This is a genomic window from Flavobacterium sp. KACC 22761 (genome assembly GCF_034058155.1).
GTDB lineage: Bacteria > Bacteroidota > Bacteroidia > Flavobacteriales > Flavobacteriaceae > Flavobacterium.
Genome location: NZ_CP139148.1, coordinates 4,169,573 through 4,193,482 on the forward strand (window position 1 = coordinate 4,169,573; position 23,910 = coordinate 4,193,482).

Annotated in this window: 22 protein-coding genes and 1 pseudogene; 12 read left to right on the forward strand and 11 right to left on the reverse strand. The window is 33.0% G+C overall.

Going from position 1 to position 23,910, the window contains the following annotated elements:
- Window positions 1-88 precede the first annotated feature (88 nt).
- Window positions 89-688, forward strand: a complete 600-nt coding sequence (locus SCB73_RS18065) for a DUF2238 domain-containing protein (RefSeq protein WP_320567581.1) — start codon at window positions 89-91, stop codon at window positions 686-688.
- Window positions 689-768: 80 nt separating this feature from the next.
- Here the strand turns inward: SCB73_RS18065 and SCB73_RS18070 are convergent, their stop codons facing one another.
- Window positions 769-1,152, reverse strand: coding sequence for an ankyrin repeat domain-containing protein (locus tag SCB73_RS18070; RefSeq protein WP_320567582.1), 384 nt, complete (start codon window positions 1,150-1,152; stop codon window positions 769-771).
- A 372-nt stretch (window positions 1,153-1,524) separates the two neighbouring features.
- On the opposite strand from SCB73_RS18070, the gene SCB73_RS18075 reads away from it, so the two are divergent.
- Window positions 1,525-2,064: an SRPBCC family protein gene (locus SCB73_RS18075; RefSeq protein ID WP_320567583.1), complete on the forward strand. Its 540-nt coding sequence runs from the start codon at window positions 1,525-1,527 to the stop codon at window positions 2,062-2,064.
- Window positions 2,065-2,146: 82 nt separating this feature from the next.
- On the opposite strand, the pseudogene SCB73_RS18080 reads toward SCB73_RS18075, so the two are convergent.
- From SCB73_RS18080 to SCB73_RS18100, 5 genes and pseudogenes are all read right to left on the reverse strand, one after another.
- A pseudogene (locus SCB73_RS18080) lies at window positions 2,147-3,277 on the reverse strand (glycoside hydrolase family 26 protein).
- Window positions 3,278-3,309: 32 nt separating this feature from the next.
- A complete protein-coding gene (locus tag SCB73_RS18085) occupies window positions 3,310-4,263 on the reverse strand; it encodes a phosphoribosylaminoimidazolesuccinocarboxamide synthase (RefSeq protein ID WP_320567584.1) in 954 nt (317 codons plus the stop codon).
- Between the two features lie 145 nt (window positions 4,264-4,408).
- A complete protein-coding gene (locus SCB73_RS18090) occupies window positions 4,409-6,757 on the reverse strand; it encodes a S9 family peptidase (RefSeq protein ID WP_320567585.1) in 2,349 nt (782 codons plus the stop codon).
- A 150-nt stretch (window positions 6,758-6,907) separates the two neighbouring features.
- Entirely contained in the window at window positions 6,908-7,495 is a 588-nt protein-coding gene (locus tag SCB73_RS18095; protein WP_320567586.1) for a hypothetical protein, read from the reverse strand.
- 111 nt (window positions 7,496-7,606) lie between these two features.
- On the reverse strand, window positions 7,607-8,437 hold the full coding sequence (locus SCB73_RS18100) for a Cof-type HAD-IIB family hydrolase (RefSeq protein ID WP_320567587.1): 831 nt from the start codon (window positions 8,435-8,437) through the stop codon (window positions 7,607-7,609).
- Window positions 8,438-8,795: 358 nt separating this feature from the next.
- Here SCB73_RS18100 and SCB73_RS18105 point away from each other — a divergent pair, with 358 nt between their 5' ends.
- Window positions 8,796-9,245, forward strand: a complete 450-nt coding sequence (locus tag SCB73_RS18105) for a heme-binding domain-containing protein (protein WP_320567588.1) — start codon at window positions 8,796-8,798, stop codon at window positions 9,243-9,245.
- A gap of 170 nt (window positions 9,246-9,415) precedes the next feature.
- On the opposite strand, the gene SCB73_RS18110 is transcribed toward SCB73_RS18105, so the two are convergent.
- The 3 genes from SCB73_RS18110 to SCB73_RS18120 form a co-directional block, all read right to left on the reverse strand.
- On the reverse strand, window positions 9,416-9,610 hold the full coding sequence (locus SCB73_RS18110) for a hypothetical protein (RefSeq protein WP_320567589.1): 195 nt from the start codon (window positions 9,608-9,610) through the stop codon (window positions 9,416-9,418).
- An 8-nt stretch (window positions 9,611-9,618) separates the two neighbouring features.
- Window positions 9,619-9,876 carry a DUF7660 family protein gene (locus SCB73_RS18115; RefSeq protein WP_320567590.1) on the reverse strand — a complete coding sequence of 86 codons (258 nt, stop codon included), beginning with the start codon at window positions 9,874-9,876 and terminating at the stop codon, window positions 9,619-9,621.
- A gap of 126 nt (window positions 9,877-10,002) precedes the next feature.
- A complete protein-coding gene (locus SCB73_RS18120) occupies window positions 10,003-10,953 on the reverse strand; it encodes a PhoH family protein (RefSeq protein WP_144339608.1) in 951 nt (316 codons plus the stop codon).
- Between the two features lie 313 nt (window positions 10,954-11,266).
- Between SCB73_RS18120 and SCB73_RS18125 the strand changes: the two genes are divergently transcribed.
- From SCB73_RS18125 to SCB73_RS18165, 9 genes are all read left to right on the forward strand, one after another.
- On the forward strand, window positions 11,267-12,094 hold the full coding sequence (locus SCB73_RS18125) for an SAM hydrolase/SAM-dependent halogenase family protein (protein ID WP_320570102.1): 828 nt from the start codon (window positions 11,267-11,269) through the stop codon (window positions 12,092-12,094).
- A 330-nt stretch (window positions 12,095-12,424) separates the two neighbouring features.
- Complete coding sequence (locus SCB73_RS18130; protein ID WP_320567591.1) at window positions 12,425-12,721, forward strand: putative quinol monooxygenase; 297 nt, start codon at window positions 12,425-12,427, stop codon at window positions 12,719-12,721.
- A 90-nt stretch (window positions 12,722-12,811) separates the two neighbouring features.
- On the forward strand, window positions 12,812-13,537 hold the full coding sequence (gldF, locus tag SCB73_RS18135) for a gliding motility-associated ABC transporter permease subunit GldF (protein ID WP_320567592.1): 726 nt from the start codon (window positions 12,812-12,814) through the stop codon (window positions 13,535-13,537).
- Window positions 13,537-15,222 carry a gliding motility-associated ABC transporter substrate-binding protein GldG gene (gldG, locus tag SCB73_RS18140; protein ID WP_320567593.1) on the forward strand — a complete coding sequence of 562 codons (1,686 nt, stop codon included), beginning with the start codon at window positions 13,537-13,539 and terminating at the stop codon, window positions 15,220-15,222. The genes gldF and gldG overlap by 1 nt, the downstream gene beginning before the upstream one ends.
- Before the next feature lie 105 nt (window positions 15,223-15,327).
- Complete coding sequence (gene dnaN / locus SCB73_RS18145; protein WP_026730732.1) at window positions 15,328-16,446, forward strand: DNA polymerase III subunit beta; 1,119 nt, start codon at window positions 15,328-15,330, stop codon at window positions 16,444-16,446.
- A gap of 370 nt (window positions 16,447-16,816) precedes the next feature.
- Window positions 16,817-17,446, forward strand: a complete 630-nt coding sequence (locus SCB73_RS18150; protein ID WP_320567594.1) for a DsbA family oxidoreductase — start codon at window positions 16,817-16,819, stop codon at window positions 17,444-17,446.
- A 63-nt stretch (window positions 17,447-17,509) separates the two neighbouring features.
- A complete protein-coding gene (locus tag SCB73_RS18155; RefSeq protein WP_320567595.1) occupies window positions 17,510-18,367 on the forward strand; it encodes a helix-turn-helix domain-containing protein in 858 nt (285 codons plus the stop codon).
- 76 nt (window positions 18,368-18,443) lie between these two features.
- Window positions 18,444-19,787 (forward strand): amidohydrolase, encoded by a 1,344-nt coding sequence (locus tag SCB73_RS18160; RefSeq protein WP_320567596.1) that lies wholly within the window; start codon window positions 18,444-18,446, stop codon window positions 19,785-19,787.
- A 225-nt stretch (window positions 19,788-20,012) separates the two neighbouring features.
- The gene (locus tag SCB73_RS18165) at window positions 20,013-20,996 is read left to right on the forward strand and encodes a hypothetical protein (RefSeq protein WP_320567597.1); all 984 of its coding nucleotides are present in this window, start codon (window positions 20,013-20,015) and stop codon (window positions 20,994-20,996) included.
- 59 nt (window positions 20,997-21,055) lie between these two features.
- On the opposite strand, the gene SCB73_RS18170 is transcribed toward SCB73_RS18165, so the two are convergent.
- Window positions 21,056-22,828, reverse strand: a complete 1,773-nt coding sequence (locus tag SCB73_RS18170; protein ID WP_320567598.1) for a MutS-related protein — start codon at window positions 22,826-22,828, stop codon at window positions 21,056-21,058.
- A 69-nt stretch (window positions 22,829-22,897) separates the two neighbouring features.
- On the reverse strand, window positions 22,898-23,734 hold the full coding sequence (locus SCB73_RS18175; RefSeq protein ID WP_320567599.1) for a universal stress protein: 837 nt from the start codon (window positions 23,732-23,734) through the stop codon (window positions 22,898-22,900).
- Window positions 23,735-23,910: the final 176 nt, after the last annotated feature.

Sequence of the window (23,910 nt, forward strand, 5' to 3'; positions counted from 1 at the left end):
GGAAAAGCATCATTAATTTTTAATGGTGCTTTTTTTATTTCATTCTCTTTTAGTTTAATATCTTGCAGGATATCTTATACAATGAAATATGAAATACATCTACTTGTTGATTGCCATTTTTTCGATTTCCTTATTAGCTTCAGTTATAAATGCTAAAGAAGGTTTTACCTGTTTTCTTGAAATTATTCCAGCAATAATTGGCTTTTTGATTTTAGCATTCACTTTCAAAAAATTCAGATTTACCAATTTTACTTATACCTTAATTCTAATACATTGCATTATTTTGTTTGTTGGCGGGCATTATACGTATGCCGAAGTTCCGTTGTTTGATTATTTCAAAGAAATTTTTCATCAAAGCCGAAATAATTATGATAAAGTCGGGCATTTTGCACAAGGTTTTGTTCCCGCAATGATCATTCGAGAACTTTTTATTAGAAAGGCCGTTATTAGCAATAAAAGCTTTTTCAATTTTATAATTGTCAGCATTTGTTTGGCAATAAGTGCGACTTATGAATTTATAGAATGGTTTGTTTCTTTAGCAACTGGAGATGGTGGCGACGCTTTTTTAGGAACACAAGGCTATGTTTGGGACACGCAGTCTGATATGTTGTTTGCAACAATTGGAGCCATTACTGCTCTGATTTTATTTTCGAAATTTCAGGACAAAAAAATTCAAGAAATTGATTGACTAAATACAAATAAAAAAACGGCCCTCTGCTCAAGGAAGGCCGTTTACTATACTAACTCTCAAACTCGATTTAAACTGTATTATTTTAAATCTTTTAAAATTGCAATTGCTTCAGTTGCATTTGATAATTGTGCATATTTTAATGCTGTAAAACCTTGCTCATTTTTATCCTCTGGACGAGCACCATTTTCTAATAAAACTTTGATAATCTCAACTTTATTGTATCGTGCTGCGATCATCAAAGGTGTCATATCCTCTGATTGCTCATTTACATTGGCTCCATAAGCAATAAATTTTTTCACTACTTCTAAATCCCCTTTGCTCACTGCTACGTGCAATGGTGCAGAAAAGTTTCTAGAAACCGCAATTTTTGGATTTCCAACTAATGATGTGTGGTTTGCTGCCATTGAAACATTGGCAAAAGCTACTAAAGCTACTCCTAAAATAATTACTGACTTTTTCATGTTGATTGATTGTTAAATTGATTGATTATTGATGATTTTTAATTTCGATGTAAAGGTAATTCATTTTATTGTATTATGTATTACACAGTACCTTGTTTTAACTAATTCTTAACATTCAATTAATATAAGCGCTTAAAATCAAACTGAACGTTAATAATTTGCTTTCTTAATAGACGCACAAAAAGTCAGTATGTTACAGTTTGAAGCAAAAAAAATGTAAAAAATCTTATAAATATTTTAGTAGTCAACAAAATATGGATAATAAAAACCAATTTTATACCACTCAAAATCAACAACTAACACCTTAAATTGCTAGATTTTACGTATTTTTAGAAAACGAAAAACATCGCTAACCTTAAAACCAAAAAAATTATGAAAATCATCAAAAAAATTTTACTCGTAATTGTTATAATTGTTGCTATTATACTTATAGCTGCCTTTTTTATGCCTAAAAATTATGCTGTAGAAAGAGAAATAACAATCAACAAACCTGTTGATTCAGTATTTAAATATGTACGATCATTAAAAAATCAAAATGAATTTAGCGTTTGGGCGAATATGGATCCAAAAATGAAATCGACTTTTACAGGTACAGATGGACAAGTTGGATCGATTTCGGCTTGGGAAAGCGAAGTTGAAAATGTTGGATCAGGCGAGCAAGAAATCACTAAGATAACCGAAGGAGAACGAATTGACTTTGCTCTGCGTTTTAAAGAACCTATGAATGATACCGCAGAAGGTTTTATGTCAACAGAAACTGCTCCCGGAAATCAGACAAAAGTAAAATGGGGAATCAATGGTGCTATGCCTTATCCTTGGAATGTCATGCTCCCTTTTATGAAAATGGATGAAATGATTGGCAATGATCTGCAGAAGGGTTTAGAGAATTTGAAAACAAAAATGGAAAAATAGTATTTGGGTCCAGTCGCAGTTGTCAGTCGCAGTCACAGTCGCAGTGAAAACTGAGACTGAAAACTGCGACTGAATACTTATTTTATTTGATTTTCTTTTTATAAATATTTTTCAAATCTTTCTCAAACAAAGTAAAAGGATCATCATAAAATTTGACAAAATCTGGTGCGCTTGCTTGTCCCGGAAATGGCGCGTAATAATGCGTCTGGCTTGTACTGTCGTTTCTCCAAACTAAAACATAAGCCAATTCTAAGTTTTCTGATTTCAAAGTTTTTAATAAAATTTCTGTCCACCACTTTTGATTTGGTATCGATTCTAAGCCTGTTTCTGTAAAAGCTGCCAATTTTTGTTTTTTGATTGCCAAATCAGAAATTATTTTGAGCCTCTTCACTCCTGCTTCAAGATTGTATTTTCCTTCTCGGCCAAAATCGGCATAATCATCCATTCCAAATAAATCCACAAAATTATCTCCGGGATACCGTTCCAGATATTCTGCTTCCGAATTAAACCTGACATCTGGCGAAAAAGCATAAATAAAATTATGAACGCCTAAAGTATCTCTCAAATACGAAACGGCAAATTGTCAAACTGCGGTAAAATCTTCGCGAGATGTATATTTTTTTCCCCACCAAAACCAATCGCCGTCAAATTCGTGAAAAGGCCTGAAAATCATTGGTGCCAATGTTCCATCTTTTGCTTTTACTGAATGTGCAAAATCAGCAATTGTTTTTAGAATTTCTTTGTATTGTTCATGATGTGAACCTCCAATTTTAATTAGAGCCATTGCAGGTACAGACACAGAATCTTTCCCATAAAATCCATTTCCTGAAACGGGATTATTAAAATGCCAAGAAACCGTTGTGATTCCGCCACGTTCATAAGTGTCGATTACATTTTTTCGAAGCGATTCTTTAGCTTTTTCAATGACTTCTTTCGGGCGACCAGAAAAATCACTGAAATCTACACCGATAACTGCTGGATGAGAACCTACAACCGATTTTACATCAGAGCGATTTAATTCATTTTTCCAGCCATGTCCATATTCCAGTGCATGTTGATGACCAAAAAGAATATGCTTTTTTGAAATCAACTTTAAATTTTGATATAAAATTTTAGTTTCTTTAGTGGCATTCTTATCGATTTGCGCAAAAAGAAAATGCCCAACTGTCATGAAGATGAACAGAAAGGCATTTTTTGTATCTCTAAATTTCATGGTTTAAATAATTAGTTTAAACCCGAAAATTACTATTTAGATGTCAAGTAATCTAATACGTTTTTTTCAATACGTTTGTCAATATTGTCAATATTCGCTTTTACGAATTTTTCTCCTAAAATATTCTCGTACAATTCAATATATCTTTCAGAAACAGACTCAATGTATTCATCAGACATATCTGGAATTTGTTGTCCTTCTTGACCTTGAAAACCATTTTCGATCAACCAACGGCGTACAAATTCTTTTGATAATTGTTTTTGCTCCTCACCTTTTGCTTGTCTTTCAGCATATCCGTCAGCATAAAAATAACGAGATGAATCTGGAGTATGAATTTCGTCAATCAAAACAATAACACCGTCTTTCGTTTTCCCGAATTCGTATTTTGTGTCTACTAAAATCAAGCCACGAGATGCTGCAATTTCGGTTCCTCTTTGAAATAAAGCACGAGTGTATTTTTCTAAAATCAAATAATCCTCTTCTGAAACAATTCCTTTTGACAAAATGTCTTCACGAGAAATATCTTCATCATGAGAACCATTATCTGCTTTTGTAGTTGGCGTAATAATTGGTTCAGGAAATTTATCGTTTTCCTTTAAACCTTCAGCCATTGTAACACCGCAAATTTGTCTTTTTCCAGCTGCATATTCACGTGCAGCATGTCCTGAAACATAACCACGGATAACCATTTCAACTTTAAAAGGCTCACATAAATGACCAACAGCAACGTTTGGATCTGGAGTAGCAATCAACCAGTTTGGAACAATATCTTGAGTCAACTCCATAAATTTTGTCGCAATCTGATTCAAAATCTGTCCTTTGTACGGAATTCCCTTTGGCAAAACCACATCAAAAGCCGAAAGTCTGTCAGTTGCTACCATTACTAAAAGCTCGTCGTTAATATTGTAAACTTCTCTAACTTTTCCGCGGTAAACTGATTTCTGATTCGGAAAATTAAAATTTGTTGTTGTGATTGTATTGCTCATTATGTGTTGTGTTGTTTTTTATTATTGCAAATTTAAAACTAATTAAAAGAGCAAGCAAATGTTTTATTGTTTGTGGTTGATGGTTTTTGGTTTATGGTTGGTGGTTTTCTCACTATCAACTATCAACCAAAAACCATCAACTAAATTATTTCTTTAAAAGCGTCGAATTAAATAAATTCAAGATTCTGCTATATTCATCAATCCAAGAATAAGTTTCCTTAAATCCGTGTGATTCAACAGGGAAAGAAGCTAGGCTCCAGTTCTTTTTCTCTAATTCGATGAAACGTTGCGACAAACGTACAATATCTTTGTATTCAACATTATCATCAACCATTCCGTGAAGCATTACCAGATTTCCTTTTAAATTATCAGCAAAATAAATTGGCGAACTTTTTTTGTAAGCATCTGGATCGGTTTCAGGGAAATTCAAGATGTTTCCAGTATATCCGTGATTGTAATGCGCCCAGTCTGTAACTGAACGCAATGCAGCGCCCGAAGCAAATTCACCTGGAGTTGTCAACATTCCCATTAAAGTAATGAAACCTCCATAAGAACCACCATAAATACCTACTCTATTAGCATCGATTCCGTATTTTTCAACTAATAATTTTTTACCGTCTAAATGATCTGATAAATCTTTTCCGCCCATAAAACGATAAATTCCAGTTCTGAAATCGCGTCCGTAACCATCACTTCCTCTGTAATCAATATCTAAAACTGTATAACCTAAATCAGTCAACATATTATGGAACATGTATTCTCTATAATAGTTACTCCAAAAATTATGCGCATTTTGAAGATATCCAGCACCGTGAACAAAAATAATTGCAGCATTATTTTTTACCTCTTGGCTTGGAACATAAATTCTTGCATTTACAGGAGTTCCGTCTTGCGCTTTAAACGTTACAACTTCAGGAGTTCTCCATTGGTATTTCTTGAAATCTTCGGAAACTGAAGACGAAATTTGTTGCAAAGTTGTATTCTTTTTGTTCTCTCCAACATAAAAATCCCAAGGAATATTTTTATAAGAATAACGAACTAGGAGTGTTTTTTCATCTGGAGATAAAACCACCTCATTTGCGCCATCTTTAGTCAAAATTGGCTGTAAAACGCCATCAGTCAAAGCTAATTTATAGAAATTTCTGTTTCCCGGATGTGTTGTATTTGTAGTCAAATAAAACACTTTTTTATCTTTAGACAACGTTACATCACGAACTTCCCAATTTCCTTTTGTTAATTGCGTTTTCTTTTTCGTTTTTAAATTATAGGTATATAAATGTGAATATCCTGTCTCTTCAGATTGAAAATAAACCGTTTCATTATCAGCCAAAAAATCAATATTTCCTGATGCAAATGAATACGAAGGAATTCCAGGTCCGCCAATCCACGCTTCGTCATGCTGATGCTCAATTTCTTCAAAAGTTCCTTTATCCAAATTTAAGCTCACCAGCCATCTGTCTTTGTTGTCCTGGCTTCTGATTTCAACAATTGCCAAAGATCCGTTTTCGTTATAAACGGGAGCTTGAGCCACAATTAGTTTATCTTCTTTTGGCTTATTTTTTAAATTTTCATAATCCTGAAAATACTTTGGAGTATCTTGAATATGGCTTAAAGTTGAAAAATTCACATAATAAACAGAATCTTTCGCAACAGAATAAATTCCGAATTTTGTTTTCACAAAATTGTTTACCGAAACTTTTTCTTTCGTTTCAGGATTTTGGTTGTATCCGTCAGAAGTAATAAATACTTCCATTTTTTCAGATTTTGTTTCCGCTTCTTCCACTAATCTAAAAGTCGCAAAATTTCCATTTGGATTTACTTTCAAACTTGTGAATCGGTCTTTTCCGTAGAAATATTCTTTTGCAAAATCAGATTTAACTGCTTTTGATTTAGCCAGATTCCATTGTTTTCTAGCTTCTTTATCTCTAATAAACTGGAACAATTCTTTTTGTTGCGTAGTTAAAAAAGTCTCTTTTTCTGGTTTTGTTTCTTTCTTAGTTCCTTTACTAAAATTAGTAATCTGTAAAACCGTTCCCTCTTTGGTATTGTATTTAAAAATATTGTCATTTTGAGAAAAAAACAATACTCCAGCTTCAGCTCCTAATTGTAAATTAGATATTGGTGATGATTGCTGAATCAACTTTTTGCTCGTTTTAGATTTGATTGAATACGAGTACAAACCACCTTTGTTTAGATAATAAACCACATCTGAACCCGGTTTTGATATAAAATTCATTTGAGAAAAAGCGGCTTCTTTTGGCTCAACAATTTGAGGTTTTGCCATTCCCTTTTCCCAGAAATAAGTGCTTGTACCTAATTCATCTTTTGGATTCCATTCAAAATAAACCTTTTTTCCATCTGGCGACCATCGTCCATTTGTTGGTTGATTTCCAATGAAAGATTCTCCTTTCATTATTTCTTCTAATTTTAATTTCTGAGAATTTCCAGTAATGGAAAGCAGTAAAAAGGCAAGAATAAAACTGTTTTTTATCATGGTAGTTGTATTTGAGAAAACAAAAATACACTTTGAAAACTATTAAAAAAATTGTTTTTCCCTAATCCAGTTTACCGAGTTAATTTTCAGATGATTATAAAAAATAGAAATATTTAATTTGCAGATTATAAGCACAATTAAAAGAAAAAGCTATTTGAAAGTCAAAATCCCTTTTCCAAAAGATTTTATTGAATTATCTAGATTTCCAAGTGTAGTTTCAGGCAGTTTTTTAAAATCGCTTGCTTTTACAATTAAAATGTGTCCGTGATCTTTGGTTGGCGCATTAGGGACAAAAACAACTGCATTTCCATTTTGATCTTCTTCAATCAAATGTGCAGGTTGCCAGTAATCACCATATTTTAATAAAATGGGCAAATCAGTGCTTGGTTTAGGTTTTCTTTTATTTAGTTTCTCTTCAGCTTCTTTTTTATTTTTTTCATAGCCAGGCAAAAAGATCATTAGCTTATCATCAACCCATTTTGTGAATCTTCTTAATAATGACAAGCGCATTAAGTAACCACTGAAATATATTAAAAGTACTAAGATAACACCACCAGCAATGTCTGTAGCGTATTTGCCCAATACCAAATCTAAACGCAGAAAATGGGCAAATTTTTCACCATAAGTCTGAAAAAATTTCCAAACTTTTCCCAACAATACAAAAAATACAAGAAGTGGTAATAAAACTAAAGCTCCTGAAATGCAATTTCTCTCAACTTGACCTAAAAATTCTTTCATAATTAAATAAATTAAGGTTAAAAAAAAGAGCTGATTCTTAATGAATTAGCTCTTATAAAAATAACTATAATTTATCATTCAGTAAAAAACCAAATGCAAAACACTCCTTATTTAGCTCGCCACGAACTCTTTGTCTAGAATTTTTGATGCAATATATCTTGCAACGCCATCTTCGGCATTTGTTTCAATGACTTCTAAATTGGGTAAAGTTTCTTTCAATAGCGCTGGCGCATTTCCCATAATCAGTCCTTTTCCTGCTGAAGCAAGCATTTGAACATCATTAAAACCATCACCAAAAGTCATCGCTTCTGACAAAGTGTAACCTTCTTTTTCAAGAACTTGTTCAATAGCAACTGCTTTATCTACAGATTTATCCATGAATTCCAAACAGGTCGGCAAACTGAATGCATGGTGCAAATGTTCTGAAGATTTTGCTAAAATAGCATCTTTTAGTTTTACTAATTTCTCATGATCATTGCATGAGAAGAAAATTTTAATCGCCGCAAAATCATCCAACTCTTTGTAATCAACAAGTTCTGGATGATATTTTAATTCTTCTTGAAAAGCCTTTAATTTCTCGTTCCATTTGTTGGTTTGCCAAACATTTTCTTTGAATAAAACCACTGTAATTTCTGGATCAATTTCAACATCTAAAGCATTCTTCACTACATCGCTATCTAAATTGAAAGCAAAAAGTTGTTCTTTATTTGGTCCGTGAATACGAGCGCCGTTTGAACTTACCAAGTAAACTGGAACTTCTAGTTTTTCAATAATGCCCAAGGCGTCAAGATGATGGCGGCCTGTAGCAACAACGATAAGATAGCCTTGATTGTGAAGTTCCTGAAAAATGGATTTTGTATATTCTGAAATTCTATGCTGAGGGTTGAGTAAAGTTCCGTCAAGATCACTTACTACAACTTTTATATTCTTAAGTTTTGTCATATTAATTTTAACTCTTTATGAAATGCAAATTTACAGCTTTAAGACCGGAAGACCAAAGTTATAACGGCTTAATTACATGTAAGCTAGTATATTTAATGAATGTTATCTTTTCTTGCTATTATTTTAAAATACACCAAATAAAAACTGGAAAACTTTTAAATTAATATTTTTTTTACCGATATTAAAAACGTAAATTTACAGTAATCCACTCATTTTTAGCATTACTTGCTTTCCAAAAACTTTTTTCTTCCTTTTTCAATTTATTTTCAAAGAAAATATAATTATTCCAAAAGCATAATTACATTTTAAAATCTTTGTAAATGCATGTGTATTATTAAAATTTTAAAAACAAGGAAACATGAAAAAAGTAGTCATTTTGATCGCTGTTATTTTAGTAGCAATTCAGTTTTATCGCCCAGACAAAAACATCTCTGAAAATTCGAGTCATAATTCAATTGAAAAACAATACACAGTTCCAGAAAATGTACGTTTGCTTTTAAAGACAAGTTGTTACGATTGTCATTCAAATAATACATATTATCCTTGGTATAGTAACATCCAGCCGGTTGCATGGTGGTTGAACAAACATATTGTTGAGGGCAAAAGAGAATTAAATTTTGACGAATTCAACAGTTATTCTCCTGAGAAGAAAAAGAAAAAACTCGTCGAAACAATTGATGAAATTGAAAAAAATGGCATGCCTCTTCGTTCCTACACTTTTATTCATAAAGATGCTGTGTTAACTCAAGAGCAACAAAAGGAAATCATTGATTGGGCAAAAAAACTGAAAGATTCGATTCCAGATTAATCATCAAAGCTTTACAATTCCAGATTTATATAAATTCAAGGCTTTAACTAAAACCGATTGAATTTGTTCTAAAGGCAAATCTTGATTAGCATCAAACAACATTATTTTCATTCTGGAACGCGCTTCCTGAAGCAAAAATGGCTCGTCAAAATATTTCCCTTAGACTATACTCAAATACGGTTTTTTGTACTTTTTATGAATCCACAAATAGCAAAACATTTTTCCTTTGTAACAAAAAAACGCATTCCGTATTTTAAAACGTGCGTAATGTCTTTATCTTGTTTTAAGATAATATCTCGCAAAGCAAGAAATATCCCTTTTGTGGGTTCTTCTAGATTTTGGTAGAAATCATCTAATTGTTTCATTTTTTGAATTATTCGTAAATTCTAGCTCCTTTAAAAATTTCAGAAAAAGTTTTCCAATCAGGTTTATCAGCATCAACATTCTGATTTGTATTGTTGTAATAACCTTGAATTTCTTCCGCATAACGCGCAAAACTTTCTAAAAAGTCAGGTAACGTTTTATTTTCCCACTTATTAGGGTTGTTCAAAAGATCATCATGTAATAATTCAATAAATTTCACAAAACTATCTCTATCACTAACTTCGAAATCATTAATTATATCCTTCATCAAAAATTATTTAAAAAAAATATTCGTTTTGCACCTTTCAAAAAAAGAAATAAGCACAAAACGAATATTAATAAATGTTAAAACACATTTTACGATTTACATTTAACATTTCACTAAAATTAAACTTTAGTCGTGATTTTCTATTTGTTTGTAAGCGTCGATTACCTTTTTCACTAATCTGTGGCGTACGATATCTTTATCATCCAGATAAATTATTCCGATTCCTTCAATATCTTTCAGAACCAAAATCGCTTCTTTAAGACCAGAAATAGTTCTTCTTGGCAAATCGACCTGACCAGGATCACCCGTAATCATGAATTTGGCGTTTTTTCCCATACGAGTCAAAAACATCTTCATTTGCGAATGCGTAGTGTTTTGTGCTTCATCTAGAATTACAAAGGCATTATCAAGTGTTCGCCCGCGCATAAATGCCAGAGGCGCAATCTGAATAATTCCTTTCAAGATGTAATCTTCTAGTTTTTCATTTGGCAACATATCGCGTAAAGCGTCGTAAAGAGGTTGCATATAAGGATCCAGTTTTTCTTTCATATCTCCGGGCAAAAATCCAAGGTTTTCCCCTGCTTCTACTGCCGGACGCGTCAATATGATCCTTTTTACTTCTTTGTCTTTTAGCATTTTTACAGCCATGGCAACTCCAGTGTACGTTTTTCCGGTTCCAGCTGGCCCAATTGCAAATACCATATCATTTTTTTTGATGGTATCTACAAGCAATTGCTGGTTTGGCGTCATGGCTTTGATAATTTTGCCACCAACTCCGTGAACTAGTATTTTATCATGATCGTAAGCTTTTTTCTCCTCCTGACCATCGCTCATTATTACACGCTCAATCACATTATCGTCAATGTTGTTGTATCTGGTAAAATGAAGCATCAGCCTCTGAAATCTCTTTTCGAATTCATCTAAAACTTCTTTCTCGCCAAAGGCTTTCAAAGTTGTCCCTCGCGCTACTATTTTAAGCTTTGGGTAGTACTTTTTGATTATTTCAAGATGAGAATCCTGCGCGCCCCAAAAGTCTTTTGGAGCGATGTCTATAAGCTCTATAATTCTTTCGTTCAAATGAGATAAATTTAAATTAAAAATAAATTTGTTTTGTAAATCTATGGCTGTCGGGTATTTTAGTTTTGAGTTTTCAGTAGCAGTCTCAGTTTAAAAATCTCTCTGTGAAACTTTTCAAACTAAATCCTGTTTCTTTTTATCTTTCAAAATTCAATTCTTTTTACGGACTGAAAACTGAAACTGAAAACTGAGACTATTATAATAATAAATTGTCCTTTCTTTCTTTCAATTTGCATTTAGTATTATTAGATTTGCATTTCTCAAATTTAATGAAAATTAGATTTAAATACTATCAATAGTTATAAACAAAATGATGTCAATAATTACCCTTACTACTGATTACGGCTTAAAAGACCACTTTGTGGGTTCGCTGAAGGGTAAAATCATTTCTGAACTGCCAGATGCAAAAATTATTGATATTTCGCATGACATTGATCCATTTAACACTGCCGAAGCGAGTTACGTTGTTGGAGCATCATATTTGAGTTTTCCAAAAGGAACCGTTCACTTGATTGGAGTTGATATTGAGCGCAATAAAGAGAATCAGCATATTGCCATGCAATGGAACGATCATTATTTTATTTGTGCCGATAACGGAATTTTAAGCATGCTTACGCAGAAAATAGTGCCGCAAAAAATTGTCGAAATTAATATCCATGATCGTTTCCCGAGTGAGTTCAGCGATTTGGATATTTTTATACAAGTTGCCTGCCATATTGCAAAAGGCGGTTTGCTGAATGTTATTGGCAAAGAAATTTCATCTGTAAAAGAAGTCACAGAACTTCAGGCGATTGTTGCTGCCGACGGAAATTCTTTAAAAGGATACGTGATTTATATTGATCATTTTGGAAACGTAGTAACCAATATTTCGAAAAAACAATTTTTAGAAGTTTCCCGCGGACGTCCGTATGAAATCGTGATGAAGCCAAAGAGCATCAAAACCATTCTGCCAAATTATTCTGCAATTGCAACTTCTGATAAATATCCGATAAAAACCTATGAAGGCGAAAAATTAGCCATTTTTAATGAGGCTGGTTTCCTTGAAATTGCCATTTTCAGAAGCAATCCTTCAAAAGTAGGTTCTGCAAATAGTTTATTGGGATTGAATTATCGGGATGTGATTACGGTTAAGTTTTCGTAGCTAAATTAAATGGCACACAGATTTTACTGATTGAACGGATTTACACTGATTATATTTCCACTTTTTTGCCATTTCCTCGATTATCATAACCATAGCCCGTGGTTTCAACCACGGGAACACAATGCATATTACGCACAATACCTATTACAACACGTCCCCACGGTTGAAACCGCGGGCTATATTTGATTATTGTTACGATAAAAAATCAAGTTTTAGATTATTTTATTTTTTCATAAAAAGAACAATCAATTTTGGTATTTTTGCGCACCTGAAATGCTTTTAGACTTAAACAAATCTAAAATCTAAATTCAGAAATCTAAAATTAGAAATATGTTCGTAAGAATAGTAAAAATGAGTTTTCACGAAGAAAAAATTTCCGATTTTCTGGAGAATTTTGAATCTATAAAACACAAAATACGAAATGCAGAAGGAAATCGTTTTTTAGAATTATATCAGGACAAAAACGACAAATGCATATTTTTCACATACAGTTATTGGGAAACCGAACAAGATTTGGAAAATTACAGACAATCTGAGCTTTTTGATTCTGTTTGGAGTTTTACAAAGAAATTATTCAATGCAAAACCAGAAGCTTGGAGTGTTGACAAAGTGGTTTCTTTAATTTAAAGTTTCAAGTTTTTTAGCTAACGCAAAACCTGAAACTTTAAACAAAAAAACAATTACACGATTAAACAAATAAACGATTAAACATCATACATGAAATCAATCATTTTACGAGAAATAAAATCTTTTTTTGGCTCTCCTATTGGCTATTTGGTCATTGCGATTTTCTTAATCAGCAATGGACTATTTTTATGGGTATTTGAAGGAGATTACAATATCTTAAAGTCAGGTTATGCAGATTTGACTCCTTTTTTCACGTTAGCGCCTTGGATTTTAATTTTCTTGATTCCGGCAGTTACCATGAGAAGTTTCTCTGATGAAAGAAAACAAGGAACGCTAGAATTGCTTTTGACAAAACCATTATCGGTTTGGGAAATTACAAATGGAAAATTCTTCGGGTCATTTTTACTGATTATATTAGCAATCATTCCAACATTCATTTATGTAAAAGTAATTTCTGGATTAGGTGCTCCCGAAGGAAATATCGATATGGGAAGCACAATTGGCTCTTATTTTGGGTTATTATTTTTAATCGCTTCTTATTCTGCAATTGGAATCTTCACTTCTACCCTTTCAGAAAATCAAATTGTTGCGTTTATAATTGCGGTATTTCTGTGCTTCTTTTTCTATTTTGGATTTGAAGGAATCGCTTCTTTGATTCCAGGACAATCAAACTTAATTCCAGCTCTTGGAATGCAGGAGCATTTTAAAAGTATAAGCCGTGGCGTTATCGATACGCGCGATGTCATTTATTTCTTGAGCATCACTGTATTGTTCTTGTCTTTTACCGTTTACCAATTAAAATCCTTTAAAGCGTAATGAAAGCATCTAATAAATTAAATTTAAAAACATTAGGCATTACAATTTTCATTTTAATTGTTTTAAATGTACTTGGAAGCTTATTTTTTCACCGTTTTGATTTAACAAAAGACAAACGATATACTTTATCTGAAACTTCATTAAATATTGTAAAACAGGTTAAAAACCCGCTTTCAATCAAAATTTATATGCAGGGCGAACTTCCTGCAGATTTCAGACGTTTACAGCAGGAAACCAAACAATTACTGGAAGAATTTCAGGCTTACAACAGCAATATTGTTTTCGAATTCGTAAATCCGATGGAAAACGAAGACGAAAGCATGGAAATGATAAAATCACTTTATCAAAAAGGCTTAACACCTGTAAACATAACAGTTGACGATAAAGGAAAGCAATCTCAGGCAATGGTTTTCCCTTGGGCAATTGCCGTTTACGACAATAAAGAAGTTAATATCCCATTGTTGAAAAACATCATGGGAGCTAATACGGAACAAAAAGTGAAAGGCTCCATTCAGCATTTGGAATATTCAATTGCCGATGCAATCAATAAAATCACCAAAGCAAAACAAAAGAAAGTAGCTTACATAAAAGGAAATGGCGAATTAAACGAAGTGCACGTTGCTAATATGTTGCGTCAAATCAAAGAAAGCTATTATATTGGGCCTTTCACCTTAGATTCGGTTGCAAAAGATCCAAACGGAACTTTAAATGCGCTAAAAAAATACGATTTAGCTATTATCTCTAAACCTACAGAAGCTTTTTCTGATGAAGAAAAAGAAGTTCTAGATCAGTTTGTGATGAATGGCGGAAAAACAATTTGGCTAATCGACCAAGTTGCAGCCGATATGGACAGTTTATACAATCAAGCGGGCGCAACCTTAGCTTACCCGAGAGATTTGAATTTAAATGATATGTTCTTCAAATACGGAATCAGAATTAATCCTGATTTGGTAAAAGACGAAATCGGAAGTCCGTTGAAACTGGCTACAGGAGAACAAGGAAGCGCAACGCAATATCAAGAATTTAAATGGAAATTTGCTCCAATCGTAATTCCGGCAAGCCAACATCCGATTGTGAAAAATTTAGGCGGAATAAAATTTGATTTTGCCAACCAAATCGACACTTTGAAAAACGGAATCAAAAAAACGGTTTTGCTGCAATCTTCACCATATTCTAAAAAAATTGGCGCACCAACAGAAATCAATTTGAATATCGTTACTGAAAAAACTTCTCCGAAAGATTATTTGAACAAAGGAAATTTGGCAATGGCTGTTTTGTTAGAAGGTTCTTTCCATTCGGCTTTTCAAAATCGTGTATTGCCATTTAAAGAAAGTTCGTTTCTAGCACAAGGAAAACCAAATAAAATGATCGTGATTGCCGATGGAGATTTGGCAAGAAACCAATTAGACAAAAACATGATGCCAGTAGAGCTAGGCTACGATCAACGCACCGGAAATCTATACGACAATAAAGATTTCATGATGAACTGCATCAATTATTTGCTAGACGACACTGGACTTATTAACATTAGAAGCAAAGACGTTGAACTGCCTTTGTTAGATAAGGAAAAAGTTTATGAAAACTATACAGCAACGCAATTCATAACTATCGGACTTCCAATTCTAATTTTATTGGTTTTCGGATTAGTATTTACGTTCCTTAGAAAAAGAAAGTATAGCAAATAGATGTTGATAAAAAAATGTAATACTTTAGATAGTTTAAGATATATTTGTAATCCGTATTCTTAACGGCAAATAGTAATGAATACATCAAAAAATAAAATATAACAGATGAAATTTATAGTATCGAGTTCGTACTTATTAAAACAATTACAAGTTTTAGGTAGTGTAATCAATAGTAACAACACGTTGCCTATTTTAGATAACTTTTTATTTGAACTAGACAATGACGCGTTGACAGTTTCGGCTTCAGATCTTGAAACTACAATGTCGGCTACATTATCAATCGATTCTAAAAGCAAAGGAAGCGTTGCTGTGCCAGCAAAACTTTTGCTTGAAATTTTAAAAACGTTTCCAGAGCAACCTTTGACTTTTACAGTTGAAGACAACAATACAGTTGAAATTAGCTCTAACTCAGGAAAATATGCATTAGCTTATGCTGCTGGTGAAGAATTCCCTAAATCTGTTAGTCTTGAAGATCCATCTGTAACGCTTGTTCCTGCTGATGTTTTGGCAACTGCAGTAAGCAAAACTATTTTTGCTGCCGGAAATGACGATTTACGTCCGGTAATGTCTGGAGTATTCTTCCAGTTTTCTCCAGAAGGATTGACTTTTGTTGCTACAGATGCTCATAAATTGGTAAAATATGCTCGTACAGATGTAAAAGCATCTCAAGTAGCTGATTTTATTATGCCTAAGAAACCTTTGAATATTTTAAAAAGTATTTTAGGAAGTTCTGATGCTGAAGTAAAAATTGAATACAACGATTCAAATGCGACTTTCTCATTTGACAATTATATCTTGATGTGTCGTTTGATCGACGGAAAATACCCAAATTACGAAGCGGTTATTCCAAAAGAGAATCCAAACAAATTAATGATCGACCGTTCTTTATTTTTAAGTTCAGTTCGTCGTGTTGCGATTTTCTCAAACAAAACAACACACCAAATTCGTTTAAAAATCGCTGGAGCTGAATTAAATGTTTCTGCTGAAGACATCGATTACTCAAACAAAGCAGAAGAAAGATTGACTTGTGATTATCAAGGAGATGACCTTCAAATTGGCTTCAACTCTCGTTTCTTAACAGAAATGTTGACTAATTTGCAATCAGACATGATTATGTTAGAAATGTCATTGCCAAACAGAGCTGGAATCCTTACCCCAGTTGATGGTTTAGAAGAAGGAGAAACAGTGACAATGCTGGTAATGCCTGTAATGTTAAATAGTTAACATTAAAGTTTCTTTCTGTTACAAGGATATTTTTTAGTTTTAAATAAAAGATATATCATTGTAAAAAAAAATATCGCTATTAACCAACCATTTTTTATACCTAGAAACCGCAATTCTTTTTTTAAGATTTGCGGTTTTTTATTTGCTAACCTGTACGCACAATTTTTAACGCAAAGCACGCTAAGATTTTTTGATATAGATTGCACTTACATTGCACCAAGTTCGCAAAGCTTTGTGTTAATATAACTTTGCGAACTTAGCGGTTATACAAAACAACTTATCAAAAAATCTTAGCGTGCTTTGCGTTAAAAACTACACATCAAAATACAAACTTGAAACCTTAAACATATTTTTTCAGTACTTTTGTAAAATGAAAATAGAAATTTGGTCGGACATCATGTGTCCGTTTTGTTATATCGGAAAAAGACAATTGGAATCAGCCTTAGAGCAATTTCCGAATGAAAAAATTGAAATTGAATGGAAAAGCTTTCAGCTTGATCCAACTATCACGCCACAATCCGGAAAAGACGTTTTTACGTTTTTAGCCGAACGAAAAGGTATGTCAGTTGAACAATCTATCGAAATGCATAAAAACGTCACAGAGCGCGCAAAAAGCGTTGGTTTAGATTATCATTTTGAAAAAGCTATTATTTCAAATTCTCTCGAAGCACATCGCATTATACATTTGGCAAAAGCCAAAAACCTAGGTGATGAAATGGAAGAAATATTTTTCCGTGCATACTTTACAGAAGGACGTGATTTAAACGACGGTCCTACTTTATTAGAACTTGGCGAAAAAGCTGGTTTAAAGCAAGAGGAAGTTTTAGAAATTTTACAAAACGAACATCTGTATTTAAAAGATGTTGAGCATGATATCAAAGAAGCTCAGGAAATTGGTGTACAAGCTGTTCCTTTTTTCGTTTTTGATAGAAAATATGCTATTTCTGGCGCTCAGCCTGTTGAAGCTTTTGTAAATACAATTAATGAGATTTTGAAGTAATCTTTAGGACTCTTTCTAAAAAATCATTACATGAGCTTATTTAAAAGAAATTAACCCAATGTAATGTCAACCAAAAAAGACCAAAATATTCCCCTACTCGGCCTTCAGGAATTCAAAAAAGACCAAAGCACGCATAATGAACAGGTTTTGTTTAATGAACTGCATGGCGAACGCCATATTGACAACCCGCACCAGCACGATTTTTTTATTATCGTGCTGTTTGATCAGGCAAAAGGTGTTCACAATATTGATTTTATAGATTATCAAATAAACAATCATCAAATCCATTTGCTTTTTCCAGGACAAGTCCATAAATGGAACATTGAACCAAAAACAACGGGCTACCAATTGATGATCGGAAGGGAATTTTTCGAAAGCTTTTCATCGAGTTTCAGATTTTCATTTGCGCAATACCATAATCATCCTGTAATTGAACTTAGTGAGGAATCTTATACTCTTTTGCATTATGAGTTTGATGCCATTAAAAATGAATTAGAAAAGCCCGATTGCCTTCAAGAATTGATCAGTTCCCGCACAAATATCATTGCTGCAGTTATTAGCAAAGAAGCTGCAAAAATCTTTACAGATCATGATATTTATCAAAACGAACCTCGTATTGCGAAGTTTCGAGAATTAATTGATATTTATTTCAAGGATGAAAAACTGGTTTCATTTTATGCCTCAAAACTTCATATTTCAGCCAATTATCTAAATATTCTCTGCAAGAAACATTTAAAAATTTCAGCGACGCAATTAATTCAGCAGCGAATTGTTCTGGAATCTAAGCGACATTTGAAAGCGACAACTCTTTCAATTAAAGAAATTGCTTTTGAATTAGGTTTTATAGATCACGCCTACTTTTCAAATTTCTTTAAAACTCAAACCGGAATCACACCCACTCTTTTCCGCGAGCAGTTATAAATCTTTCAAGCCTTGAGATAAATTTTCTATTCTTGATATTTATATGAAGTTTACTTTTGTATACAAATTACTTCGTATGAAAAATTCCGATATTACTCGTAAAGATTTTTTAAGAAACTCCGTTTTAGGCGTTGCCGGACTTGCAGTTGGCTCAGGTTTTATAAATTCTGCAACAGCTTCTACAATATCTGAAACAGATTCAAATATAAATATTGCTTCAGGCAAAAATTTTACTTTAAAAAATGTTAGGTTAGAAACTGGTTTCGAATACGAAGAAGGTGAAGTTGTTCGTACTAAAACAGACTTATTCTGCGTTGAAATCAGCGACGGAAAAATCAAATCAATTTCAGCAAATAAACCAAATGCACAAGCTATTGATGCAAAAGGCTTTTTGATGCTTCCTGCTTTTCGCGACATGCATATTCATTTGGATAAAACATTTTATGATGACTGGCATGCCGTAAAAAAGAGAACTGGCGGCGTAAAAGCAATGATTGCGCTAGAACAGCAAATTTTGCCAGAAATGCTAAAAAACTCCACTGAAAAAGCAGAAAAAATAATTGATTTATTGCAATCACACGGAACTTCATTTGCAAGAAGCCATGTCAATATTGAACCGACTTCAAAATTGCAATCTTTAAAAAATCTGCAAAAAGCACTTGAAAACAAGAAAAACACTTTTGGCGCAGAATTAGTTGCTTTTCCGCAACATGGTGTTTTTTATACTGATTCTGCTCCCTATTTAGAAGAAGCTGCAAAAACGGATATCGATTTTATCGGAGGGCTTGATCCTTTTTCTATTGATGGCTCTATTGAAAAAACAATCGATTTTACCATTCAATTGGCATTAGATAACAATAAAGGAATTGATATTCATTTGCATGAATCTGGAGAATCTGGCGTAAAAACAATCGAATATTTAATGGCTAAAGTCAATGAAAATCCAAGTTTAAAAGGAAAGACTTTTTTAAGCCACTGTTTTGCCCTTGGAAAAATAGACAAAACAAAACAAGAAGAAATGGCCGAGAAATTAAGTGCAGCACAAGTAGGAATTGTTTCTACGATTCCTTTTGGCAGTTTGATAATGCCAATTCCAACTTTAATGAAAGCTGGCGTAAATGTAATGACCGGAAACGACAGCATTATTGACCATTGGAACACATTTGGAACCGGAAGTGTTTTACAAAAAGCAAATCTGGCGGCGCAATTATATGGACAAGTAACTGAATTCAACTTATCGAGAATGTTGAAACTTGCAACAGCTGGACCAATTCCTTTAAATGACAAAGGTGCGCAACAATGGCCTAAAGCGGGAGACAAAGCTGATTTAGTATTTTTAAAAGCCAGTTGCTCTGCTGAAGCGGTTTCTAGAATGTCGCCTGTAAAATCGTTAATACATAATGGAAATATTGTTTATTAAATTGTTATTTCAAATTACAAAACAAAACCACAAATAATTAATTACTTATAATCCCGATTTATGATGAATCGGGATTTTTTATGTAAAGATTTTTTGCTCAACAATAATCAAAAAAAATCATTATTTAATTGATTTACAAGTGTTTAAAAACAGGTAATTATACTCTATTGTAAGATTATACATTGCATTAGCTTTACCAGATCAATTATAAACAACCACGAAACCATGGAAAAAAATCAAGATTCATGCATCCCAAACGGATGGGTTGGCGGATTCCCTCCTGCAAATTCTCCTATGAGATACCCAACCCGCGACCTTTCCTCTTTGCCAATGTTAGGCAACATGGATAATATTAACTTTCTTCAGCGCCAAGTAGGAGTAAAATGGCCCGAATTTAGCTGGGAAACAGCAAAAGGTTTTTCAGATCCCAAAAGGTGTTACCAGCAGTTTGCTCCCTACATTTCCCGAGTAGGATATACTGATGAAGGAAGAGTTTATTCTGTTATTTGTCCGCAACAAGGAATTTGGCTTAAAGACGAGATTTGCCTAAATGTGGAAGTAACCGTAACCGGGCAAAGAGGCTGGTTTGACGAAAACACTAAAGAAATTGCCGTAGATATGACTGTTGAAGGCAAAATTTGGTTTACACCAAGTGAACATCAAGGCGACAAAATAAAAGAAATTTGGCCTTTGCTTCGATATAGCCTTCCAAAATTCCCGTTAGACAAAGAAAATGCCATTCGTGTAACCACTTATGATCCTGGAAATCCCAACCAGCCTATTTTTCCTGTAAACAAAGGAATCTCTCCTGAATTCAAAAACCCACCATTTGCATTGCATGAAAACGAATCCTATACAACTGGATACATTGCCGTAGAAATTGGTGATATTAAGAAAACAAAAGACCCAATTGTTGACGGATTTAACGAGCTAATCATGAAAGCTTTTAACTTGGCTTCAGGCAATATGCTGCAACCAGGAAATGTATTATCATGGAATCTTTGGTTTATTGAGCCTGCTTTAGTAAATACTTTGGAATGGAAAAATCATGCTGAATATTGGCGAAAATCAATCGATGCACATCACGGTTCTCCAACTGGAGATGGAACAAGAGCCCGATATTTTGACGGCACTTTCTTTAATGCCGAGCAAAGCGAAATTGACAAAATAATTCAAGACATTATTGACTACATAAAATCTCACTTATAAAACAGAAAATGGCTAAAAAATATACTTTTAGCCATTTTTTTCTATGAAAGCAACTTAATTTAAATTACACCCATTTTTTGCATTAAGAAAGTGGCGCTTTTATTTTTGCAAATACCGTTTCTGAGTTTGTAATCAAAATACAATTCATTATTCTTGATTTCGACTTCAAAACATTGATTCGTCAAAACATGAGGAAAATCATTTGTGGTCAAACAAACCTCAATATCATGAGTTGCTATCGCCCCAATTGCATTCTTCGCAATTATTTTTTTTACGACTTCAATCGTTCCATTACGTTTGTCATCAGAGTTGGTTCCTCTTAAAATCTCGTCTAGTAAAACAAAAGCGGGACGTTCTTGCAAAGCGTCCATAATTTGTTTTAAACGTTTAATTTCAGCAAAAAAGTACGATTCACTATCTGCCAAAGAATCGGATAATCGCATTGAAACTAAAACTAGAAGTGGGTGAATATTAGCTTCTGAAGCACAAACTACTGAACCAATTCCGCCTAAAACCATATTTACTCCTAAACTTCTTAAAAAAGTACTTTTTCCGGACATATTAGACCCAGTCAAAATCATAAACGATTGGGGATAAAAATAAGTATCATTCCCCACTCTGTTATTTGGATTTAATAATGGATGACTCAAATTTTTAAATCCGATTTTATTCTCAGTGTTAATCTCTGGAAAAACAAAATCAGGATTATTGTAAGCCAAGTTTGCCAAGCTATTCAAAGCTTCGAATTCACCTATAATCGCAATCCAATTTTCAAGCTCATGCGAATAATCTTCTTTCCATTTTAAAAGAGCTTTTAAAACATGAAGATTAAACAAAAAAGTTCCGTTAAAGACAATAGCAGTTACAAAATTATTGATGGTATCCATTCGTGAAAACAATTCAGATAATTGCTTTAAGTGAACGCTTGCTGGGATTTTTTTAGAAATTAACTGCCGTTGCAATTCGATCAGTTTTTTGGATTCAAATTTTTCCGATTCAATTTTTTCAACCAATAAACTGTACTGCTTGATTATTTTATCGACATGATCAGCTTGAGCAATTTCTGATTTAATTCGTTTTACAGACTGTCCCAAAACAATCATGTTAGCAATAAAAATATAAGTCAGATACGACAACAAAATTGTTTTAGACGTTACAAAATAAGCGAATAAAACACCAAAAAAAAGTAATGGAACTGCATATGACAGTAAAACTAAAGCTTTAGGAAGCCCATTGTTTTTAAATGAACTCCAATGAATTAAAGCATCATACGAACTTTTCGTATCATTACTGACAGTAGCCAAAGCAAGAAAATCTTGCCTCCACTCCATTTTTAATTTAAGTTCATTAATGGCTTGCTGATTTTCAAGAATAATTTCATTCGGAAAAAGATTCAATAATTGATTGGCCAATGTTTTTTTTCCGACAAAAGTTGCTGTTCGATTTAAATTTTGGAATAAAGAATGATCTCCAAAAATATCCAAATCATACGCATAAGGATGATGAAAATCATTGAATTCTATTCCGTTCTCAAAAGGAAGCTTTTCTCTTTTCAAAAAAGAAATCTCATTTTCATTGATTTTTAAAAGCGCGCTGGTAATTTGCCTCTGAAAAGCTAATTTTGAATGGATTTTCATCAAAAAAATAAAACCAACAAAAGATAAAAAAGCTAGGGCTACGTATAAAACTTCATTGGTTTTAATGTATTTATACAACATAAATAAACCAAGAAAAACAGCTAACAAACGCAGTAAACTAATGCTATTGTATTTTTTGTTGATTTTACTATAAGTCTCTGAAAAGTGTTTGACTTTATTTTGATATACTTCCATTTCTAAAATTTAATGAAGCACAAATATAGCTTTTACACTTCCAAAATTATAATTTTAAAAAACGACTTTTTATTCCTTTTCGTGCATTACCAGCACTGGAATAGAGACTTCTTTTGTTATTTTTTTTGACAAACTTGATTCAAAAATGCTTTCAAAAAAAGATCTTTTATGCGTTATAGTCGTCAGAATATCAATGTCTTTGTAAAGAATAAAATCAAGAATAGTTTCTTTGACTTCATCGCTTGGTAATATCAAAAATTCTACATTATCATTTGCAAATTCTTGTTCCCATTCTTTGACAGTCATGTCAGAAACATCAGAATTTGAGGTTTTTACATATAAGCTTCTAACCTTTGCATCTGTTTTTTTTGCAATTTTCAATATTCTGCGAAGCACGTCTTTGTCTTTATCACGATATCGCGTCGTAAAACCAATGGTTTTCACTTTTTTATATTTTGCGTCAATAGGAATGCATAATACCGGAACATTGACTTCAGAAATCACAGAATTGGTATTAGATCCTGTAAAAAACTTAGTCCAGTCAGACACTCCCGTCGTTCCCATTATAACAAAATCAATATCATCTTCTTCAACGGCATTTTTTAAATTATAAATCAAATCGCCATCCATTAATCGATGTTTGATTACAACATCATCAAGCTTTCGCTCAGTTGCAATTGCCCTCAGTTTTGGAATTTCGTCCTTAAACATCTCAAAGTTTGCCAATTCTATAGAACTGTAAATTGAGGCATAATTTTCAGGAAAAAACTGACTGTCATACACCGGAATCTCAAAAGTATGTAACAAGACAAGTTCGGCTTTTACCATTTTAGCGAATTCTAACGCATGAACAAACGCATTTGTAGCAGCTTCAGAAAAATCTGTGGGAAATAGTATCTTTTTCATTTTGTTAAGGATAAGTGTATTGTTCTCTCAAATTTAATCATTCTAAAAACAAAACAACCTGATAATTATCAGTATTTTAACATTAGGAAAAATGTCAAAAGTCTAAAGTCGAAAGTCGAAAGTCAAAAGGCGAAAGTTAAAAATTGAAAATTGAAGTTTATAACTTAAGGACAATA

What these genes read in the sequence shown, in the direction of transcription:
- SCB73_RS18070 (WP_320567582.1), bottom strand. Translation starts at nt 1,152, where the DNA reads ATGAAAAAGTCAGTAATTATTTTAGGAGTAGCTTTAGTAGCTTTTGCC.
- SCB73_RS18110 (WP_320567589.1), bottom strand. Translation starts at nt 9,610, where the DNA reads ATGAAACAATTAGATGATTTCTACCAAAATCTAGAAGAACCCACAAAA.
- SCB73_RS18090 (WP_320567585.1), bottom strand. Translation starts at nt 6,757, where the DNA reads ATGATAAAAAACAGTTTTATTCTTGCCTTTTTACTGCTTTCCATTACT.
- SCB73_RS18075 (WP_320567583.1), top strand. Translation starts at nt 1,525, where the DNA reads ATGAAAATCATCAAAAAAATTTTACTCGTAATTGTTATAATTGTTGCT.
- SCB73_RS18130 (WP_320567591.1), top strand. Translation starts at nt 12,425, where the DNA reads ATGTTCGTAAGAATAGTAAAAATGAGTTTTCACGAAGAAAAAATTTCC.
- SCB73_RS18165 (WP_320567597.1), top strand. Translation starts at nt 20,013, where the DNA reads ATGGAAAAAAATCAAGATTCATGCATCCCAAACGGATGGGTTGGCGGA.
- SCB73_RS18170 (WP_320567598.1), bottom strand. Translation starts at nt 22,828, where the DNA reads ATGGAAGTATATCAAAATAAAGTCAAACACTTTTCAGAGACTTATAGT.
- SCB73_RS18125 (WP_320570102.1), top strand. Translation starts at nt 11,267, where the DNA reads ATGTCAATAATTACCCTTACTACTGATTACGGCTTAAAAGACCACTTT.
- gldG (WP_320567593.1), top strand. Translation starts at nt 13,537, where the DNA reads ATGAAAGCATCTAATAAATTAAATTTAAAAACATTAGGCATTACAATT.
- SCB73_RS18100 (WP_320567587.1), bottom strand. Translation starts at nt 8,437, where the DNA reads ATGACAAAACTTAAGAATATAAAAGTTGTAGTAAGTGATCTTGACGGA.
- SCB73_RS18095 (WP_320567586.1), bottom strand. Translation starts at nt 7,495, where the DNA reads ATGAAAGAATTTTTAGGTCAAGTTGAGAGAAATTGCATTTCAGGAGCT.
- SCB73_RS18065 (WP_320567581.1), top strand. Translation starts at nt 89, where the DNA reads ATGAAATACATCTACTTGTTGATTGCCATTTTTTCGATTTCCTTATTA.
- SCB73_RS18150 (WP_320567594.1), top strand. Translation starts at nt 16,817, where the DNA reads ATGAAAATAGAAATTTGGTCGGACATCATGTGTCCGTTTTGTTATATC.
- gldF (WP_320567592.1), top strand. Translation starts at nt 12,812, where the DNA reads ATGAAATCAATCATTTTACGAGAAATAAAATCTTTTTTTGGCTCTCCT.
- SCB73_RS18085 (WP_320567584.1), bottom strand. Translation starts at nt 4,263, where the DNA reads ATGAGCAATACAATCACAACAACAAATTTTAATTTTCCGAATCAGAAA.
- SCB73_RS18160 (WP_320567596.1), top strand. Translation starts at nt 18,444, where the DNA reads ATGAAAAATTCCGATATTACTCGTAAAGATTTTTTAAGAAACTCCGTT.
- SCB73_RS18175 (WP_320567599.1), bottom strand. Translation starts at nt 23,734, where the DNA reads ATGAAAAAGATACTATTTCCCACAGATTTTTCTGAAGCTGCTACAAAT.
- SCB73_RS18115 (WP_320567590.1), bottom strand. Translation starts at nt 9,876, where the DNA reads ATGAAGGATATAATTAATGATTTCGAAGTTAGTGATAGAGATAGTTTT.
- SCB73_RS18155 (WP_320567595.1), top strand. Translation starts at nt 17,510, where the DNA reads ATGTCAACCAAAAAAGACCAAAATATTCCCCTACTCGGCCTTCAGGAA.
- SCB73_RS18105 (WP_320567588.1), top strand. Translation starts at nt 8,796, where the DNA reads ATGAAAAAAGTAGTCATTTTGATCGCTGTTATTTTAGTAGCAATTCAG.
- dnaN (WP_026730732.1), top strand. Translation starts at nt 15,328, where the DNA reads ATGAAATTTATAGTATCGAGTTCGTACTTATTAAAACAATTACAAGTT.